Here is a 17,459-nt window from a genome sequence, read left to right as displayed (position 1 = left end):
CCCGCGTTCCGTCCGCTCGGCACCCTGTTCGTCCTCGTCGCCCGCCCTCACCCTCGGAGCCCCGCCATGACCCGCACCGCCCGCCCGCGCCGCTACCTGATGTGCCGTCCGACCCACTTCGACGTCAGCTACGCCATCAACCCCTGGATGGACCCGGCCAAGCCGGTCGACACCGCCCTCGCCGTCGCCCAGTGGGAGCGGCTGTACGAGCTCTACCTGGAGCTCGGCCACCGGGTGGACCTGATCGACCCGATCCCGGGCCTGCCGGACATGGTCTACGCGGCGAACGGCGCCACCGTGGTGGACGGGCGGGTGCTCGGCGCCCGGTTCCGCAACACCGAGCGCGCCGCCGAGGGCCCGGCGTACCTGGACTGGTTCCGGGAGCAGGGGTTCGCCACCCACGACCCGGCGCACGTCAACGAGGGCGAGGGCGACCTGCTGCTGACGGACCGCTACCTGCTGGCCGGCCGGGGCTTCCGCAGCGTCTCCGCCGGTCACGCCGAGGCGCAGGAGTTCCTCGGCCGCCCGGTGGTCGGCCTGGACCTGGTCGACCCGCGCTTCTACCACCTGGACACCGCGCTCAGCGTGCTCGACGGCGACCGGATCATGTACTACCCGGGGGCGTTCTCGGCGGGCAGCCGGGCGGTGCTGGCCCGGCTGTTCCCGGACGCGGTGCTGGTGACGGAGGAGGACGCGTCGGCGTTCGGCCTCAACGTGGCCAGCGACGGGCTGAACGTGGTGCTGCCGGAGCCGGCCACCGGGGTGGCGGCCAAGCTGCGGGAGCACGGCTTCCGTCCGATCGGGGTGGACCTCTCCGAGCTGCTCAAGGGCGGCGGCAGCGTGAAGTGCTGCACCCTGGAGATCCGCGAGGCGGCCTGACCGGCGGCCGGGGAATCCCCTGGTGGCACGGGCTCGACATCCGGATCGACGCCCTGGTCAATGCCCGGCTCAACACCCTGGTCAATGCCCTGATCAATGCCCTGATCAACGACGGTGATCGACGCACGGTGCTCGTGCGTCGATCTGCCGTTGAACGCCCCTTGCCATGCTGATCACGTCAGCCCGGGGAGCCCCCCGGAAGAGCCCGGAACACTCCTTCCCACCAGGGAAGACGACCCAGGGAGCAGTCATGGCGAAGAACTCGACGAACGGCACCGCCCGGATCCGCCTGGCCGTCGCGGGTCTCGGTCTCGGCACCCTGCTCGCCCTCGGCGTGGCCGGCACCGCGATGGCGGACGGCGCGGCCGGCCCCGCCCAGGGCGGGACCACCGCGCCGACCGCCACCCCGACCCCGACCGCCACGCCGACCAACGGCAACGCCCACGGGGACTGGAACAGCACCGGCTCCTGAGCCGGCTCCCGGTCCTTCAGGACCGGCCGAAGGATCCTCCGAAGAACCCTCCGAAGAACCCCGCGCAGAACCGTTTCTGCCGCCCCGTCACACCGTCCCGATCAGGGATCCACCAGCGCGAACGCCGGCTCCGCGAGCAGCCCCGCCACCTCGGCGGCCTCCGGCAGCCCCAGCCGCCGGAAGATCGCGTGGGCCTCCCGCAGCCGCGCCCCCGCCTCGGCCCCGCGCCCGAGGTCCGCCAGCGCGCAGCCGAGCACCACCAGCGCCTGCGCCTGGTCCCGCTCCGCCCCCAGCTCCTCGCAGAGCCGCAGCGCCTGCCCCGCGTGGTCGAGCGCCTCGTCCGCCCGGCCCAGCTCGCGCAGACTGTCCGCCAGCCGGTAGCGCGCGTGCGCGGCCCGGTCCCGCAGACCGGCCGCCACCGAGACCGCCAGGCACTCGCCGAACCAGGTCACCGCCTCCTCGTGGCGCCCCAGCGCGTGGTGCGCCAGCCCCAGCACGTACAGCGTGTACGCCCGGCCCGGGTCGTCCTGCCGGGTCCGCAGCTCGGCCAGCGCCTCGTGGCAGATCGTCACCGCCTCGTCGGCCCGGCCGCTGCGCACCCGCGCCAGCGCCGCGTTCACCGTCGTCACCAGCGCGCCGGAGCGGTGCCCGAGCCGGTTGGCCAGCAGCAGCGCCTCGTCGTAGTGGTCCACGGCCTCGTCGTAGCGGCTCAGGAACTGGCAGATCAGCCCGAGGTCGTTCAGCGCCTGCCGCAGGATCACCGAGTCCCCGGCCGCCCGCGCGGCCTCCACCGCCCGCCGGGACGCCGCCTCGGCCGCGTCCAGCCGGGTGGCGGCCAGCGCGACGTTGCCGCGCAGGAAGTGCGCCCGCCCCTCGGCCCGGACGTCGCCGTGCCGGGCGGCGGCCTCGGCCAGCGCGTCGGCGGTCGCGGCGAGCTGACGGCTCGGCGGGGTGAGCACGAACGGGGTGAGCGCGATCAGCAGGTCGGTCGCCGCGCGCAGTGCCGCGCCGAGCCCGGCCGCCGGGTCGGCGGCGACCTGGGCCGCCAGCGCGACCGCGCCCGCCCGTTCGGCCGTCGCCCACTCCCGGGCCGCGTCGCGGCCGGACAGCGGGACGCCGGGGGAGTGGGCCGGGCCGAGCGCGCCCGCGGCCGGATCGCCCGGCACGGCGTGCTGGAACGCGCTGCACGCGGTGGCCAGCAGGTGGTCCAGCAGCCGGTCCCGGGCGGCGACGGTCTCGCCGCCGTCCTGGTCGGCCCCGTCGGCCCCGTCGCCCCCGTCCCCGCCGCCGGTGCCGCTCCCGCCGCCCGGTCGTCGACGGGCGAACGCGCGCAGCAGGTCGTGGTACCGGTAGCGGCCGGGGAACGGCGATTCCACCATCGCCACGTCCACCAGCGCCTCCAGCAGGTCCTCGGCGTCGTACTCGTCGAGGTCCAGCAGCGCGGCGGCGGCCGGCAGGCCGATGTCGGGCCCGTCCACCGAGGCGACCAGCCGGAACGCCCGGGCCTGGTCGGCGGTCAGCTGGCGGTAGCTCAGTTCGAAGGCCGCCGCGACCGCGAGGTCCCCGATCCGCAGCTCGTCGATCCGCCGCCGCTCCACCTGGAGGCGGCGGCTGAGGGTCTCCACCGTCCAACCGGGCCGGGCGGCCAGCCGGGCGGCCACGATCCGTACCGCCAGCGGCAGGTGCCCGCAGGCCACCACCAGTTCGCGGGCGGCCTCCGGTTCGGCCGCCAGCCGCTCCGCGCCGATGGTGCGGCCGAGCAGGTCGAGCGCCTCCTCCGGCTGGAACACGTCCAGGTCCACCTGGACCGTCGCCGGCAGCCCGGCCGGGCGGGTGCGGCCGGTGGTCAGCACCGCGCAGCCCTCCGCCCCGGGGAGCAGTGGCCGGATCTGCGCCGCGTCCTTGGCGTTGTCCAGGACGAGCAGCAGCCGCCGGCCGTCCACCACCGAGCGGAACAGCGCCGAGCGCGCGTCCAGCCCGTCCGGCACCGCGTCCGCGGAGACCCCGAGCGCCACCAGGAAGCCGCTCAGCACCGCCTCCGGATCGGCCGGGACCGGGTCCGAGCCGCGCAGGTCCACGTACAGCTGGCCGTCCGGGTAGCCCTCCCTGACCCGGTGCGCGACGTGCAGCGCCAGCGCGGTCTTGCCGACCCCGCCCATGCCGACCACGGTCGCGACCACCAGGGCCTGCGGCTGCCCGGGGTCCCCGCCCTCCGGGTCCGGCGCGGCGGCGGCCAGGGCCGCGTGCAGCACCCGGACCGGCGCCGTCCGCCCGGTGAAGTCGGCGGCGTCCGGCGGCAGCTGCGCGGGCCGGGGCGGGGCGCCCGCCGGACGGGCACCGCGCCCGGCCGCCTCGGCCCCGTCGCCGGGGTCCTCGGCCGTCCCGGTCCGGCCCGCCGCCTCCGCCTCGGCCTCCGCCCGTCCGGCGCGGGGGCTGCCCGGCCCGGCGCCGGAGGCTCCGGCCGCGGCGGCGGGCGGCCCGGCCGGGGCGGCGCCCGGCGGCTGCGGCGCGGCCAGCGTCGCGTCGCCCTCCAGGATCCGCCGGTGCAACTGCTCCAGCTCGGCCCCCGGCCCGACCCCCAGTTCGGTGAGGAACAGCTGCCGGACGCCGCGGAACACCGCCAGCGCGTCCGCCTGCCGCCCGGCCTGGTACAGCGCCCGCATCAGCAGTCCGTAGGCCCGCTCGTGCAGCGGGTGCTCGGTGGTGAGCGCGGTCAGCTCCGGGATGCACCGCGAGTAGCGGCCGAGCGTGAGGTCCAGGCCGATCCGCTCCTCCAGCAGGGTCAGCCGCAGCTCCTCCAGGCGCTGCCGGTGCCGCTCCGCGAACGGCCCGGGGATCCCGGCCAGCGGCTCGCCCTGCCAGAGCTCCAGCGCCTGGTTGAGCAGGTCGCGGGCGCGCAGGGGATCGGCCCGGGCGGTCCGCTCCGCCTCGGCGGCCAGTGCCTCGGCCTGCTCCGCGTCCACCGCGAACTTGGGCAGGACGAGCCGGTAGCCGTCCCCCATCGACATCAGGGCGCTGCCCGCGGCCTTCTCGCCGCTCTTCTCGACGGTCTTCCCGCCGGGGTTCTCCTCCCCGGCGACCACCGCGTCCAGTACCTTCCGCCACCGCCACGCGTACGTCCGCACGGTGGTCATCGCCGCCCCCGGCGGCTCCTCGCCCCACAGCGCCGCGATCAGATCCGTGGCGCTGGCCGAGTGGCCGGGCCTCAGTAGCAGTACGGCCAGCATGGCCTGCTGCTGTGGGCTGCCCACCTTGAGCGCCGTCGCGCCGCGGTGAGCCCGCATCAGACCCAGTACGGAAAAACGGAGATCGCTCATACTGCCCCCTGCTGCCCCAAGGACAGTGCCCGCCCCGTTCGTGCACATGTCAGATGATATGTGAGTTGTAGACCTCTGATGTTCTTGGCCACAAGGTCGAGCCCGGTGTCGAGGCTCCGTTGAGCCTGTGGTGACCGGGCGTTGACCTCCACCGGCAAGAATCACCCTGCCGGGGCCCTCCGGAGACGGTCCGGTCCGCGCCCCTCCTTCACCTCCCGCGACCGGGTACCCCCTGTGCCCGGTCGTGATCGCCCCCGCCCTCGGCCGTCGGCGGCGTGGGGCGCCATGACCATACCTTCGGAGGCGGACGTCCGTGAACACCGCTCTGCTGTACCACCTGCTCGACGTCGACCCGGCCGACGGGCCGGCCGAACTGCTCCACCGCGCCCGCGGCAGCCGTCACCTGCCCCACCTCGTGCTCTCCGCCCTGGCCCGCGAGGACGTCCGGATGGGCGAACCCGCCCGCGCCGAACTGCGCCGCGCCCGCGCCCGCGCCGACCGCTACGCCGGCCTCGCCCTCGACCTGGCCCGCTCCACCGGTGTCCGCGCCATCCACGGCCTCCCGCTGGCCGGCTACTACCCCGCCGACCTGCTCCGGCCCCAGGCCGGGCTCGACCTGGTCGCCCCCGGCGAGGCCGCGCTCTGGCAGGCCGTCGTCCGCCTGGTCACCGACCACCCGGTGGAGACCATCGACGTCACCCTGCTCGGCGACCGCCCGCACCACACCGCCGTCACCGTCCGCTGGCCCGCCGAGGACCCGCTGCTCGACCCCTGGTACCGGGTCCGCCTCGCCACCGCCGCCCTGCCCGGCGACTGCGCCACCGTGCCGGTCCGGCCCTACCTGGTCGCGGACGACCACGTCGAGTGCCTGATCGCCCTCGCCGAGGCCCAGCTGCGGACGCGGGCCGACGGCGCGGCCGGTGGCGCCTCCGGCCCCCCCGACCCGCTCACCCTGCTCGACCTCTCCTGTCTCACCGACCAGCCCTTCGAACCCGCCGAGACCGCCGCCGTCCTGGCCGCCTACCGCCTCGCCCCCGAGGCCGCCGCCCTGCTCGACCTCGCCGCCCCGCTGCTGCCGCTCGGCACCCTGGCCGCCGTCCGCACCGCCCTCACCCCCGAGCTCGCCCCCGAACGCCGCCGCCGCGCCGAGGCCGCCGCCGGCCCCCGACTGCCCGTCCGGCACGGCACCCTGCTGCGCCGCACCGTCATCCGCCACACCTGGGACGAGGCCCGGCTGCTGGGCGCCGGCGACTCCCACGAGGGCGGCGCCCTGCTGCTGACCCCCGTCGCCGACTACCTGCTCGGCGCCCCCGACGCGTCCCCCACCCTCGCCGACCGCAGCACCGCACTGGACGCGCTGCACCACTGGGACACCCACTGCTGACGGCTGCTCATGCAGCGCTGCCTGTGCCGCCGTTCGCCCCCGACCTGCGCGGACCTTCCGTCGTTCCGCCCGCGCGGCCGCGTCGCGCCCCCTACTGTCGAGCCACTGACACGCGGGGGACGACTTCCGAGGGGGAACACACCGTGCACATCCACTGCGACCGCTGCGGGTTCGAGCGGGTCTACACCGGGGCGCAGAACCAGGACGGCATGCCCTGCGTGGTCTGCGGCCTCGGCCGCATGCGCAACGGGCGGCCGGCCCGGGGCTTCACGATCGGGGCCGACTTCCGGCCCGCCCCGCACGACATGGTGGTGCCGAACTACCACGCGGTCCACACCGGCACCCGCTCCACCCCGGGCGACTTCAACTACTTCGCGGGCATCCACGGCAGCGCCTACCAGGCCTTCGTCCAGGAACACACCAGCTACGTCGGCGCGTTCACCAACCTGCTGGTGCCGGACTCCGAGCAGTTCGCCTGGCTCACCCCGTACACCGGGAACAAGCACAACCGGACCCACTTCACCCAACTCGCGCTCGCCCGGGTCGCCCAGGCCAAGTTCGTCGACAACAAGGGCCGACTGCCCCGGCTGATGGAGCCGTTCGTCGGCTCCGGGCAGATCTGGCTCAACTCCGCCTGCTGGGGGAAGGCCTTCACCGGCGGCGTCCAGCCGTTCGCCTCCGTCGTCGCCGGGGACCTCAACCACTACGTCATCGGCAGCTACTGGACCATGCGCCGGCTCGGCGCCCGCTTCGTCGACGAGTACCTGAAGCTGGCCAAGGCCTGGGACGCCGACCTGTCCGGCAGCTTCGCGCAGCTGCTGTCCGACCTCCAGCACGGCGCACTGGCGCTCACCCGGACCGTGGAGGACCCGGCGACGGCGATGGTGACCTGCTTCAAGTACATCTGGCTGGTCAACCGTTGTGTGCACGGGACCAAGCTGAGCCCGACCGGGGCCGTCGTCGCGACCTGCAAGAACCGCACCCCCGGCGAACTGGCCGCGCTGCGCACCCAGGAGCGGGACCGTCTCGGCGCGGTCCGGGACAAGGTGGTGGGCACCATGTTCGACTTCGAGTGTCGCGACTTCCGCCGCACCTGCGAGCTGGCCGAGCCGGGCGACATCGTCTTCATGGACTGCCCGTTCCCGGCCTTCAGCAACGGTCTGGTGCCCGGCGACGCGGTGTCGCCGGAGACGGCCGACTCCAGGACCGCGAACACCTACGGCACCGGGGACGACGGGGCGGCCTTCCAGAAGGTCATCGTGGACGTCGCCCGCGAGCTCTCCCGGGACGGCGTCACCGTCCTGCTCTGCAACTTCGCCAACCCCGGTCTGGTGCACGCCTACCAGCGGCTGGTGGCCAACGGAGTGGCGGCCGGGGACCTCAAGTACTACACCTTCACCTACCGCTCGCCCGCGACCACCACCGAGGCGTACCAGCTCACCGTCGTCCCCGGCGCCGGGAACCGGGCCGTGACGGCCAGTCCGCGGCAGATCCTCGCCGACTGGCACCAGCACGGCGGTGACGACGTGCTCGCCGGTGAGTTCTTCGCGCCGCGCCAGGTGCTGAACGAGACCGAGATGGACTTCCAGCTCCAGTACGACGCGCAGCAGGAGCGGCGCGAACAGGAGGAGGACAGCGACTACGAGCCCCAGTAGGCCCGCCCGGCGCCCCCTCTTCTGCCTTCTCCTGGACAGGTGTCCATGTATTCTGGACACCTGTCCATAAGAGAAGGGGGTCGACCGTGCGTACGGCCGCGAACGTCCTGGTGGTCCTGGTGGCCGCCCTGCACCTGTACTTCCTGGTCCTGGAGATGTTCCTGTGGCAGCGGCGGCCCGGCCGCGAGCTGTCCGGCTTCGACGCCGACCTCGCCCGGACCACGGCCCCGCTGGCCGCCAACCAGGGCCTCTACAACGGCTTCCTCGCCGCCGGACTGGTCTGGGGCCTGGTCGCCGGCGGCTCTACCGCGACCGGCTTCGGGGCCCAGGTCTTCTTCCTGTCCTGCGTGGTCGTCGCCGGCGTGTTCGGCGCCGTCACCGCCAACCGGCGGATCCTGTTCGCCCAGGCCGTCCCGGGCGCCCTGGCCCTCGGCGCCGTCCTGCTCGCCCGATGAGCCCGGACCCTTCGGCGGTGGACCCCCGGGCCGCCCGCACCAGGGCCCGACTGCGGCAGGCCCTGCTGGAGGAGTGCGCCGAACAGCCGCTGAGCGCGATCGGCGTCGCCGCCGTCGTCCGCCGCGCCGGCGTCGGCCGGGCCACCTTCTACGTGCACTACGCCGACCTGGAGGCCCTCGCCGTCGACGCCTGCGCCGACGTGGTCCGCGAGGCCGTCGACGCCCTGCACGCCTGGCGCGGCACCCCCGACCCGGCCGCCCCGCCCCCCGCCCTGGCCGCCTTCCTCGCCACCCTGCTCCCGTACGCCGGCCTCTACCGCTCCCTCCTCGCCCCGGGCGGCGGCCCCCTCGGCCAGGTCCTCCACCACGAACTCCGCGAACGCAGCCGCACCGAACGCACCCTCGCCGGCGCCCCGCAACCCGAACTCGTCGCCTCCATGGTCGCCGGCGCCTTCACCGCCCTCCTCGCCGACTGGCTCCACGGCTCCGTCGAAGCCACCCCGGACGACCTCGCCGCCCGCGTCTGGCGCCTCCTGATCTCCATGCACCGCACCCCGGGGCTGTAGCGGCCACCTCGCCCGGGCGGTCGGCGTCGACCCGGCCCGGCGGTCCGCCTCCGCCGATCGGCGGGGGCGGACCGCCCGCATGTCCGGAGATCGGGCGCGTACCGGATTTCCCCTGGGGCGCGTCGGGGAAATGCCATACGTTCTTCCACGGAGCAACGTCCGCCTGACGGATGCTCAAGCGGGAATTCCTGCAGCACGGTTACCGAAGGGGACGAGCCGGGCGCAAGCGCGGGGCCGAGACGTTTCCAGGCACATCGGCCGCGCGACCGGGCACCCGGCCCGTCCCCTCGATGGAAAGCAGAGGAAGATTACATGAATCGCACCACGGTGCGCCTTGGTGGCGCCACCCTGCTCGCCGCTCTCCTGTTGGGGATCGGTGGTACTGCCGCACAGGCGCGCACGAGTACCCCGGAGCGTCCTCCTGCCACCGTCACGACGGTCGAGCGGCAGCGGGCGATCCAGTCGCTCGCCGAAGGCCTGCTGAACTCGCCCGTCCGGTTCAGCGCGGCCGAACGGTCCGAACTGGAGTCGATCGCCACCGGTCAGGCTGCCCTCACCGGGAAGTTCGACGGCTTCATCAAGCTGCTCAAGAAGGTGCCGGGCTTCGCCAAGGCTGTCGGCGGGAAGTTCGAGGACTTCAACAACTGGTACAACGGCCTGTCCTGGATCGTGAAGGCCCCTCTGCAGGTTGCGAATGTGGGTGCCAACCTCTACGGAATCTGGGAGGTATTCCACTAACCGCACGGCTGATCCGCCGGCCAGGAGGCGAGGGGTGTATGTGCGGCTGCCACTCGCACGTACACCCCTCGCCCGCCGTCGGTGTGCCTTCGATCGACCTGGTTCCCCAGGGCGTTGACACCCCGGCCGCTTCCTCGACTCGACCCACTTCGGAAAGCGAGATGTGAATGAGGGCCACGAGCCCCGAACGCAAGGTCAGGGACGAGCGGACGCCGGGGTGGTTCTTGACCTCGGCCCTGTGCGGTGTGCTGCTCGCCGTACTTCGACTCACCGGTGGCTGGTCCTGGTGGAGCGCGTTGTGGATTCCGTTGATCGGGTTCGCCCTCGTTTCCGGCTTGCACGATTGGGTGCTGACCATCCGCAGTCGGTGGCAGATGGGAGCCGTGGAATGGGTTCTCCTGACGGTCTCCCACTGCTCCTTCCTCGCCTCGGCGGCTTTCGTCACGCGCCTCCTGCGGTGAACGGCTCACCGACCGGGTCGGACGGATCCCGGCCCGCCTCCTTCCCGGACCCGGAGCCGGACCCCGCCGACCGGCGTCTGACCGGACATCACCCGGGCGCCTAGGCTGTTCCCGACGGGGATCTTCGTCGGGAGGCGGGTGACATGGCGGCACATTCGACCCAGGTGCGGGCCGAGCTCGGTGTGATCGGCGGGTCCGGGCTGTACGCGCTGCTCGACGACGTCGCCGAGGTGGCCGTCGACACGCCCTACGGGCCGCCCAGCGACTCGGTGTTCGTCGGTGAGGTGGGTGGCCGGCGGGTGGCGTTCCTGTCGCGGCACGGGCGGGCGCACGCGATTCCGCCGCACCGGATCAACTACCGGGCCAACCTGTGGGCGCTGCGCTCGCTCGGGGTGCGGCAGGTGCTGGGGCCGTGCGCGGTGGGCGGGTTGCGGCCGGAGTACGGGCCGGGGACGCTCGTCGTCCCGGACCAGTTCGTCGACCGCACCGCCGCCAGGGCGCAGACCTTCTACGACGGCGAGCCGCTGCCCGACGGCTCCCTGCCGGGCGTGGTGCACGCCCCGATGGCGGACCCGTACTGCCCGGTGGGCCGCGCCGCGGTGCTGGCCGCGTCCCGGGGGGCCGACTGGGAGCCGGTGGACGGCGGCACCCTGGTGGTGATCGAGGGCCCGCGCTTCTCCACCCGCGCCGAGTCCCGCTGGTTCACCGCCAACGGCTGGTCCACGGTCGGCATGACCGGCCACCCCGAGGCCGTGCTCGCCCGCGAACTCGCCCTCTGCTACACCTCGCTGAACCTCGTCACCGACCTGGACGCGGGCGTCGACAGCGGCGAGGGCGTCACCCACGCCGAGGTCCTGGAGGTCTTCGGCCGCAACGTCGACCGCCTCCGCACCGTCCTGTTCGCCGCCCTCGAAGCCCTCCCCGAGCGCCGCTCCTGCCCCTGCCCGCACGCACTCGACGGCTTCACCCCCGACCTCCCGGGCCTGGCGGAGGACTGACCCGGTGGGTGTCCCACCCGGCGGGTCAGTCAGGAGCCCGAGGGTGCCGCCGCCCAGCCCTGGAGGGTCGGCAGCACCGCCTCCGCGATCCGGCGCAGGGCCGTGTCGTCCTCGGTCGTGGCGTCCCGGCGCCAGTACGACAGGTCGAACGAACCGCCGCTCCCGTCGGCACCCTTGGCCACGACGAGGTGGCGACTGTAGCCGCCGGGCCCCGGGGTGCCGGACGGCCCGGCCCCGCCGATGGTGCGCATCCGGTAGGCGCTGACGGGGTGGCCCAGCACCGGTGCCTGGGCGCGCGGCAGGTCGGAGAAGATCAGGAAGTCCTTGGGAGCCAGGTCCGGGTGATCGGTCACGCTCACCTGGACGCTTCCGATCTGCACCTGTGCGGTGGCGACGGGCGGCTCCTTCCCGTCGCCGTCCAGCCGCAGGGCGAGGTGCGACCCGGCGAGGGACACGTGCCCGCCGGGGACACCGGCGAGATCCGGCAGGTCGGGGCGGTTCAGCGCGGCGCACAGCGCGGGGTACCCGGGCGCGTCGTCGGACTGCGGCGGCGCGCACCTCGCGTTCCCGCTACCGTCCGTGCCCGTGTCCGTGTCCGCGTCCATGGCGCGCCGGTCGTCGAGCACCGCCAGCACGGCGCCGGCCACCAGCAGCGCCAGCAGCACCACCACGCCGGTCGCCGCCCGGCGGCCACTGCCCCGGACGACCTCCGCCCGCGGGCGCGGGGACCTGACGTCGGGCGCGTCGGTCACGTCGGGCGTCCCGGGTCTGCTGCGCACATCATGATCGTTCACGCGCGGACTTTACCGTGTCGCTCGGGCACGAAGTCTCTCTCCCCCGGCCCACCGGCACAGCTCCCGGAGAAGGCCCGGCGGACCGAGCACTACGCCCGCCTGGACCGGCGCGGCGCGACGACGTTCGGGTGTTCGTCCGTCGGGGGACGCACGACGCCGCTGGTCACCTGACCGTCCTGTGGGGTGGTCGGGTGCAGCGGCGTTGTTGTGGTGCGCCCCCTGTGCGGGGGTGGGGGTGTTACTTGGTGAGGCCGGCCTTGACGGAGCAGACGGGCCAGGCGCCGGGGCCCTGGGCGGCGAGGACCTTCTCGCCGATGGTGATCTGCTGGGCCTTGGTGGCCTGGTGGGCCTGGGGGGCGTAGGCGGTGCCGCCGAAGGCGGCCCAGGTGGAGCTGGTGAACTGGAGGCCGCCGTAGAAGCCGTTGCCGGAGTCGATGGCCCAGTTGCCGGTGGCCTCGCAGGCGGCGACCTTGTCCCAGACGCCGGCGGGGGCGGCGGAGGCGGCGTTGGCCGTGACGAGGCCGGCCACCGGCAGGGCGGTGAGGGCCCCGGCCATCAGTGCCGTCCGGACGCGGTTGCGGCGCTTGGTGGCGGTGGTGGCGGTGGCGGTCTCGTTACGGAAGGTCATGGGGTTCCTTTCGGAGGGGGTGCGGGCGTGCGGAACCAGGCCCCGGGGGGCCGGCGGTTCTTGAGGGGGTGCTCGCGTGGTCGGTCACCACGTGCTCCGGGCGGTGCGGCCCGGTGGGCTGTGCGGTGCAACGGGTTCGAAGCTACGGGTGGTTCGGGGCGGGTTTCAAGGATTCAGAGGTCTAGCGAGGTCAGGGGTGGGTTACCGGCCGTAATGATCACCAGAATGGGGTGATTTGAAGGCAAATGCCCCGATTTTCAAGATCGAATATGGCCCGAAGGTGGCCCGCACCACACCCCATGCCCTGTGAGCCCGCGCACACCGTCGACATTCCGTAACCACCCCCCGCCCCGCCCGTGACGGAGCCACCCCCACCCGGGTGGCCCCCACCACAGCCCTCACCCCCGGTGCGGAGCCCGTCGCCCTCCGCCCGTCGCCCTCCGCCCGCCGCCGACGTCATCCGCAGTCGGGGCCGGGCGTGCCCGTGGCCGAGTGGGAGGGGTTCCAGAGGCGGTCGGCCTCGCCGCGGGCGAGGTGGTCCTCGTAGATCCGCACCTTGGCCCGCATCACGTCCAGCGTGCCCCGCAGTTCCCGGACCTGTGCCTCCACGCGGTCCTGGTGATGGCGGAGCAGGGCGAGCCGCTGGTGTTCATTGCCCGGGCCCTGGCGGGCCAGCTCGATGTACTGGCGGATCTCCGCCAGGGGCATGCCGGAGGAACGCAGCCTGGTGCAGATCGCCAGCCACTCCAGATCCTCCTCGTGGTAGACCCGGCGGCCGTTGGACAGGCGGCGCACCGGGTTGGCGAACAGGCCCTCCCGCTCGTAGAAGCGCAGCGCGTGCACGCTGAGCCCGCTGCGCTGCGCCACCTCGCCGATGCTCAGGTCCATGGACGCCCCCCCTCGTACCGCTGTTGATCTAGACCCGACTCTAGGACCTAGCGTCGGGTCGTCGGCCCATCGGCTGTTGGTCGTTGACCCAACAGCTATTGGCCATCGGACCAACGGTCATTGGCCATCCACTCAATAGTTGTTGGGCGTCAACCCAACAGAACGGGGAGAAGTATGAGCATCTGGTTCGTCACCGGCGCGTCGCGCGGGCTCGGCGCGGCGATCGTCCGCGAGGCGCTGGGCCGGGGGCACGGTGTGATCGCCACCGCGAGGGAAGCGTCGGCGGTGGTCGAGGCGTACCCGGACGCGCCGGACGGCCTGCTGGCGGTGGACGCGGACGTGACCGAGCCGGCGCAACTCGCGGTCGCGGTCGAGGCGGGCCTGGCCCGGTTCGGCCGGATCGACGTCGTCGTCAACAACGCCGGTTACGGCCTCGTCGGCGCCGTCGAGGAGACCTCGGACCGGGCCGTCCGGGACCTGTTCGACGTCAATGTGTTCGGCGTGCTCAACACCCTGCGGGCGACGCTGCCGACCCTGCGCCACCAGCGGTCCGGGCACGTCCTGAACATCGGCTCCGTCGGCGGCTTCGCCACCGCGCCGGCGGCGGGCCTGTACGGCGCGTCGAAGTTCGCCCTCGAAGGCATCTCGGAGGCCCTGCACGGTGAGCTGGCCCCGCTCGGGATCCGGGTGACGATCGTCGAGCCGGGCGGATTCCGCACCGACTTCCTCGGCGGCTCCAGCCTGCGGACCGAGCCGGCCTCGATCGCCGACTACACCGAGGGCGCGGGCCCGGTGCGCGAGGCGCTGGCCCGCTACGACGGCCACCAGCCGGGCGACCCGGTCAAGGCGGCCCGGGCCGTGGTCGACCTCGCCGACCTCGCCGAGCCGCCGTTGCGCCTCCAGTTGGGCGCGGACGCGGTCGAGCGCGTCGAGGCCAAGCTGGAGCTGGTGCGGCGCGAACTCGACCGGTGGCGGGACGTGGCGCTCTCGACCTCCTTCTGACGGCCGCCGTCCGGGCTCCGCGCGCCCCGCACCGGGCCCGGGACGGTGACAGCGGACCGCGCGTGCTCCTCGCGCGATCCGCTCCACCTCACCTGCCGGTCACCCCACCGGCGCTCGACCCCCGGGGCCTACCGGGCGTCAGCGGCAGAGGGCCGCGTCGACCGCGTCGGTCAGCCGCTTGCCGACGGCCGCGTCCGGGACCTCGGTGAGCGTGATGGTCGCGGCCCGGCCGTCCTCCGTGACGCCGCCCCGGGTCCGGAAGCCCGGGGAGGTGCCGCCGTGGCCCCAGACGAGGCCGCCGCAGGTCAGCGGCCTGCTCTGGATCCCCAGGCCGTAGCGGACCCCTTCGCCCAGGACCTCGGTGGGGACGGTGGTGCGCATCTGGGCGAGCTGGGCGGCGGGCAGCAGCCGGCCGCCCAGCAGCGCGCCGTAGAAGGCGTTGAGGTCGGTGTTGGTGGACACGACCGCCCCCGCCGCCCAGGCCATCGAGGAGTCCATCTCGGTGTAGTCGACCAGCGGCGCGTCCGGCGCGGTGCGCAGGTAGCCGTGCGGGTGGGGTTCGCGCAGGGCGGTCTCCCCGGCGGCCGGGACGTAGGTGTGGCGCAGGCCGATCCGGTCGATGACGCGCTTGGTCACCTCCTCGCCGTACGGGCGCCCGGTGACCTTCTGGATCAGCAGCCCGGCCACCAGGTAGTTGGTGTTGCTGTACGCCCAGCCGGTCCCGGCGGCGAACTGCGCCTTCTGCGCCAGGGCCCCGTCGAGGAGTTCGCGCGGCTCGAACCAGCGGTACTGGATGGTGGTGAAGTCGGCGAGCGCCGGGGCGGCCATGTAGTCGGGCAGGCCGCTGGTGTGCTGGAGCAGCTGGCGGACGGTGATGTTGCGGCCGTCGATGCCCTCGCCGCGCAGCAGGCCGGGCAGGTAGGTGTCCACGTTCGCGTCCAGGCCGATCTTGCCCTCGGCGACCAGTTGCAGGACGACGACGGCGACGAAGGCCTTGGTGTTGCTGCCGGCCCGGATCTGCCCGTCGACCGGGACCCCGGCCCCGGTGGCCAGGTTGCCGACGCCGGCGGTGTAGGTGCGGTTGCGGCCGTCACGGCCCTTGACGCTGGCGAGGGCGGCGGGCATTCCGTCGTCCTTCACCAGCGCGTCGAGGCGCTGCTGCACGACGTCGGGGCGCTGCCGCGCGGCGTCCGGTTGCGGTGCGGCGGCGGCCGGGGCCGGGGCGAAGGCGGTCAGGGCGAGCCCGGCGGTGGCCGCGGCCGTCATGGCGTACCGCACGAGGCGGATGCTGTGTGCCCTGCGCTGCGGGGCGTGGTGGTTCATCGGTACTCCACTGCTGGGAAGCGAAGGAAGAGAAGAGGGAAGGCGGGCAGTGCCCGGGGATCAGCGGCAGAGCGCCTCGTCGACCGCCTTGTCCACGTGCTTCGCGGTGTCGCCGTCCGGGATCGTGGTCACGGTGAAGTTCACGGCGCGGCCGTCCTCGGTGGTGCCGCCGGCGGTCTCGTAGCCCGGGATCGTGCCGCCGTGGCCCCAGGCGACACCGCCGCAGGAGAGCGGGCGGCTCACCAGGCCGAGTCCGTACCCGGCCCCGGCGCCGATCGCCTCGGCGGGGACGGTGGAGCGCATCTGGGCGAGCTGGGCGGCGGGCAGCAGTCGGCCGCCGAGCAGCGCGCCGTAGAACTTGGTGACGTCGGTGTTGGTCGAGACGATCGCGCCGGCCGCCCAGCCCCAGGACGGGTCCAGCTCCGTGTAGTCGCGCAGCGAGCCGTTCTCGGCGCGCTGGTAGCCCTTGGGGTGGGCCTCGTGGATCGTCATGTCCCCGGGGACGGGGAAGTAGGTGTGGCGCAGGCCGATCCGGTCGACGACGCGCTTGTTGATCTCCTCACCGAGCGGGCGGCCGGTGACCTTCTGGATGATCAGGCCCGCCAGCAGGTAGCCGGTGTTGTTGTACTCCCACTGGGTGCCGGGCGCGAAGTGGGCCTTCTGGGCCAGCGCGGCGTCCAGGAGTTCGCGCGGCTCGTAGTAGCGCTTGGGGGCGTTGAGGACGGCGTCGCGGTCCACGTACTCGGGCAGGCCGCTGGTGTGCTGGAGCAGCTGGCGGACGGTGATGTTGCGGCCGTCGATGCCCTCGCCGCGCACCAGTCCGGGCAGGTAGGTGTCCACGTTCGTGTCCAGGCCGATCTTGCCCTCGGCGACCAGCTGCAGGACCACGACGGCGGTGAACGCCTTGGTGTTGCTGCCGATCCGGACCTGCCCGTCCATCGGCACCTTGGCCTTGGTGGCCGCGTTGCCGATACCGGCGGTGTAGGTGCGGACGCGGCCGTCGCGGCCCTTGACGGTGGCGAGGGCGGCGGGCACGCCGTCCTCCTTGACCAGCGCGTCGAGGCGCTGCTGCACGGAGTCCGGCCGCGGGGCGGCGGAGGCCGTGCCCGGGGCCAGGACACCGGCCACCACGGCGGCGCCGACCACCGCGGTCACGGCCGCCGCCAGCCCGCGCCGACCGGCGCGGAGACGGGCCGGAAGGTGGTGCTGCGGTGCGTGCTGCGGTGCGTGCTCGTTCATGGGAAAGCCCCTCTGATCAGGGCGCCGGAGCTCTTCTCGGCGCCCTCCAAGAGGATCATTCGACGGACCGTCAATCCCTCGGCGTCGGGGACGAAACCGCACCGGGACCGTGCTCCGGGGCGGGGCCGGGCCCGGGACCGTACTCCCCGGGCCCCGGAGCCGACCTCTACGCCGGTGCCGCCCCGTGGAGCCGGGTGAGCAGGGCCGTCAGTTGCTTGCGCTCTTCCGGGGTGAGCGGCGCCAGCAGTTCGGCGTTGGCGGCTTCGGCGAGGGCGCCGCAGCGGGTGAGGACGGCGGCGCCCTCCGGGGTGACGGTGACGGCGTTCTTGCGGCGGTCGGAGGGGTGGGGGCTGCGCAGGACGAGGCCCTCGTGCTGGAGATGGTTGAGGATGCCGACCATGTCCTTGGGGTCGACGGACAGTCGGCGGCCCAGGTCGGCCTGGGTGACGGGCCCGTACTCGGCGGTCGCGGCGAGGACCGCGTGCTGCATGAGCTTCAGCCCCTCCGCGGCGATCGCGTCGGCGACCAACCCCCGTCCGCGCGCCGCGACCCGGCCGACGAGCCAGGTGGGCAGGGACTGGATGTGCTGGAGCGCCGAGGCCGGGGTCAGGTCCGGGGTCAGGTCCGAGGTCATGGGGCCAGCCTATCCAGAAAACCATT

At 73.8% G+C, this 17,459-nt stretch carries 17 protein-coding genes; 10 read left to right on the top strand and 7 right to left on the bottom strand.

Going from position 1 to position 17,459, the window contains the following annotated elements:
• The first annotated feature begins 66 nt into the window (after nt 1-66).
• From ddaH to ACW14Y_RS09200, 3 genes are all read left to right on the top strand, one after another.
• Complete coding sequence (gene ddaH / locus ACW14Y_RS09210; protein ID WP_380299469.1) at nt 67-879, top strand: dimethylargininase; 813 nt, start codon at nt 67-69, stop codon at nt 877-879.
• Nucleotides 846-1,052 carry a hypothetical protein gene (locus ACW14Y_RS09205; protein ID WP_380299513.1) on the top strand — a complete coding sequence of 69 codons (207 nt, stop codon included), beginning with the start codon at nt 846-848 and terminating at the stop codon, nt 1,050-1,052. The genes ddaH and ACW14Y_RS09205 overlap by 34 nt, the downstream gene beginning before the upstream one ends.
• Nucleotides 1,053-1,129: 77 nt before the next feature.
• Nucleotides 1,130-1,351, top strand: coding sequence for a hypothetical protein (locus ACW14Y_RS09200; RefSeq protein ID WP_093862997.1), 222 nt, complete (start codon nt 1,130-1,132; stop codon nt 1,349-1,351).
• A 101-nt stretch (nt 1,352-1,452) separates the two neighbouring features.
• On the opposite strand, the gene ACW14Y_RS09195 is transcribed toward ACW14Y_RS09200, so the two are convergent.
• Complete coding sequence (locus ACW14Y_RS09195) at nt 1,453-4,668, bottom strand: AfsR/SARP family transcriptional regulator (protein WP_456986490.1); 3,216 nt, start codon at nt 4,666-4,668, stop codon at nt 1,453-1,455.
• Between the two features lie 313 nt (nt 4,669-4,981).
• On the opposite strand from ACW14Y_RS09195, the gene ACW14Y_RS09190 reads away from it, so the two are divergent.
• The 6 genes from ACW14Y_RS09190 (at nt 4,982) to ACW14Y_RS09165 (ending at nt 10,925) form a co-directional block, all read left to right on the top strand.
• Nucleotides 4,982-6,052, top strand: a complete 1,071-nt coding sequence (locus ACW14Y_RS09190; protein ID WP_402722290.1) for a hypothetical protein — start codon at nt 4,982-4,984, stop codon at nt 6,050-6,052.
• A 143-nt stretch (nt 6,053-6,195) separates the two neighbouring features.
• Nucleotides 6,196-7,707: a hypothetical protein gene (locus ACW14Y_RS09185; RefSeq protein ID WP_456986489.1), complete on the top strand. Its 1,512-nt coding sequence runs from the start codon at nt 6,196-6,198 to the stop codon at nt 7,705-7,707.
• 86 nt (nt 7,708-7,793) lie between these two features.
• Nucleotides 7,794-8,162 carry a DUF1304 domain-containing protein gene (locus ACW14Y_RS09180; RefSeq protein WP_380299465.1) on the top strand — a complete coding sequence of 123 codons (369 nt, stop codon included), beginning with the start codon at nt 7,794-7,796 and terminating at the stop codon, nt 8,160-8,162.
• Nucleotides 8,159-8,728 carry a TetR/AcrR family transcriptional regulator gene (locus tag ACW14Y_RS09175; RefSeq protein ID WP_456986488.1) on the top strand — a complete coding sequence of 190 codons (570 nt, stop codon included), beginning with the start codon at nt 8,159-8,161 and terminating at the stop codon, nt 8,726-8,728. Before ACW14Y_RS09180 ends, ACW14Y_RS09175 begins: the two co-directional genes overlap by 4 nt.
• A gap of 312 nt (nt 8,729-9,040) precedes the next feature.
• Nucleotides 9,041-9,466: a hypothetical protein gene (locus tag ACW14Y_RS09170; protein ID WP_380299463.1), complete on the top strand. Its 426-nt coding sequence runs from the start codon at nt 9,041-9,043 to the stop codon at nt 9,464-9,466.
• Nucleotides 9,467-10,070: 604 nt separating this feature from the next.
• Nucleotides 10,071-10,925: an S-methyl-5'-thioadenosine phosphorylase gene (locus tag ACW14Y_RS09165; protein ID WP_456986487.1), complete on the top strand. Its 855-nt coding sequence runs from the start codon at nt 10,071-10,073 to the stop codon at nt 10,923-10,925.
• A gap of 29 nt (nt 10,926-10,954) precedes the next feature.
• Here ACW14Y_RS09165 and ACW14Y_RS09160 read toward each other — a convergent pair whose 3' ends face one another.
• From ACW14Y_RS09160 to ACW14Y_RS09150, 3 genes are all read right to left on the bottom strand, one after another.
• Nucleotides 10,955-11,719 (bottom strand): DUF6215 domain-containing protein, encoded by a 765-nt coding sequence (locus tag ACW14Y_RS09160; RefSeq protein ID WP_456986486.1) that lies wholly within the window; start codon nt 11,717-11,719, stop codon nt 10,955-10,957.
• Between the two features lie 238 nt (nt 11,720-11,957).
• A complete protein-coding gene (locus ACW14Y_RS09155; RefSeq protein WP_456986485.1) occupies nt 11,958-12,347 on the bottom strand; it encodes a transglycosylase family protein in 390 nt (129 codons plus the stop codon).
• A 456-nt stretch (nt 12,348-12,803) separates the two neighbouring features.
• Nucleotides 12,804-13,235 carry a MerR family transcriptional regulator gene (locus tag ACW14Y_RS09150; RefSeq protein ID WP_456986484.1) on the bottom strand — a complete coding sequence of 144 codons (432 nt, stop codon included), beginning with the start codon at nt 13,233-13,235 and terminating at the stop codon, nt 12,804-12,806.
• Nucleotides 13,236-13,409: 174 nt separating this feature from the next.
• On the opposite strand from ACW14Y_RS09150, the gene ACW14Y_RS09145 reads away from it, so the two are divergent.
• On the top strand, nt 13,410-14,237 hold the full coding sequence (locus ACW14Y_RS09145) for an oxidoreductase (RefSeq protein WP_456986482.1): 828 nt from the start codon (nt 13,410-13,412) through the stop codon (nt 14,235-14,237).
• 138 nt (nt 14,238-14,375) lie between these two features.
• Here the strand turns inward: ACW14Y_RS09145 and ACW14Y_RS09140 are convergent, their stop codons facing one another.
• The 3 genes from ACW14Y_RS09140 to ACW14Y_RS09130 form a co-directional block, all read right to left on the bottom strand.
• The gene (locus ACW14Y_RS09140; protein ID WP_456986481.1) at nt 14,376-15,560 is read right to left on the bottom strand and encodes a serine hydrolase domain-containing protein; all 1,185 of its coding nucleotides are present in this window, start codon (nt 15,558-15,560) and stop codon (nt 14,376-14,378) included.
• Between the two features lie 60 nt (nt 15,561-15,620).
• Nucleotides 15,621-16,799, bottom strand: coding sequence for a serine hydrolase domain-containing protein (locus tag ACW14Y_RS09135; protein WP_402722281.1), 1,179 nt, complete (start codon nt 16,797-16,799; stop codon nt 15,621-15,623).
• A gap of 166 nt (nt 16,800-16,965) precedes the next feature.
• Nucleotides 16,966-17,433: a MarR family winged helix-turn-helix transcriptional regulator gene (locus ACW14Y_RS09130; protein ID WP_456986480.1), complete on the bottom strand. Its 468-nt coding sequence runs from the start codon at nt 17,431-17,433 to the stop codon at nt 16,966-16,968.
• Nucleotides 17,434-17,459 lie beyond the last annotated feature (26 nt).

This window comes from Kitasatospora sp. cg17-2, assembly GCF_054031055.1.
The sequence above is the reverse complement of the archived record's forward strand: the minus strand, read 5'-3'. Positions and strand labels throughout refer to the sequence as shown.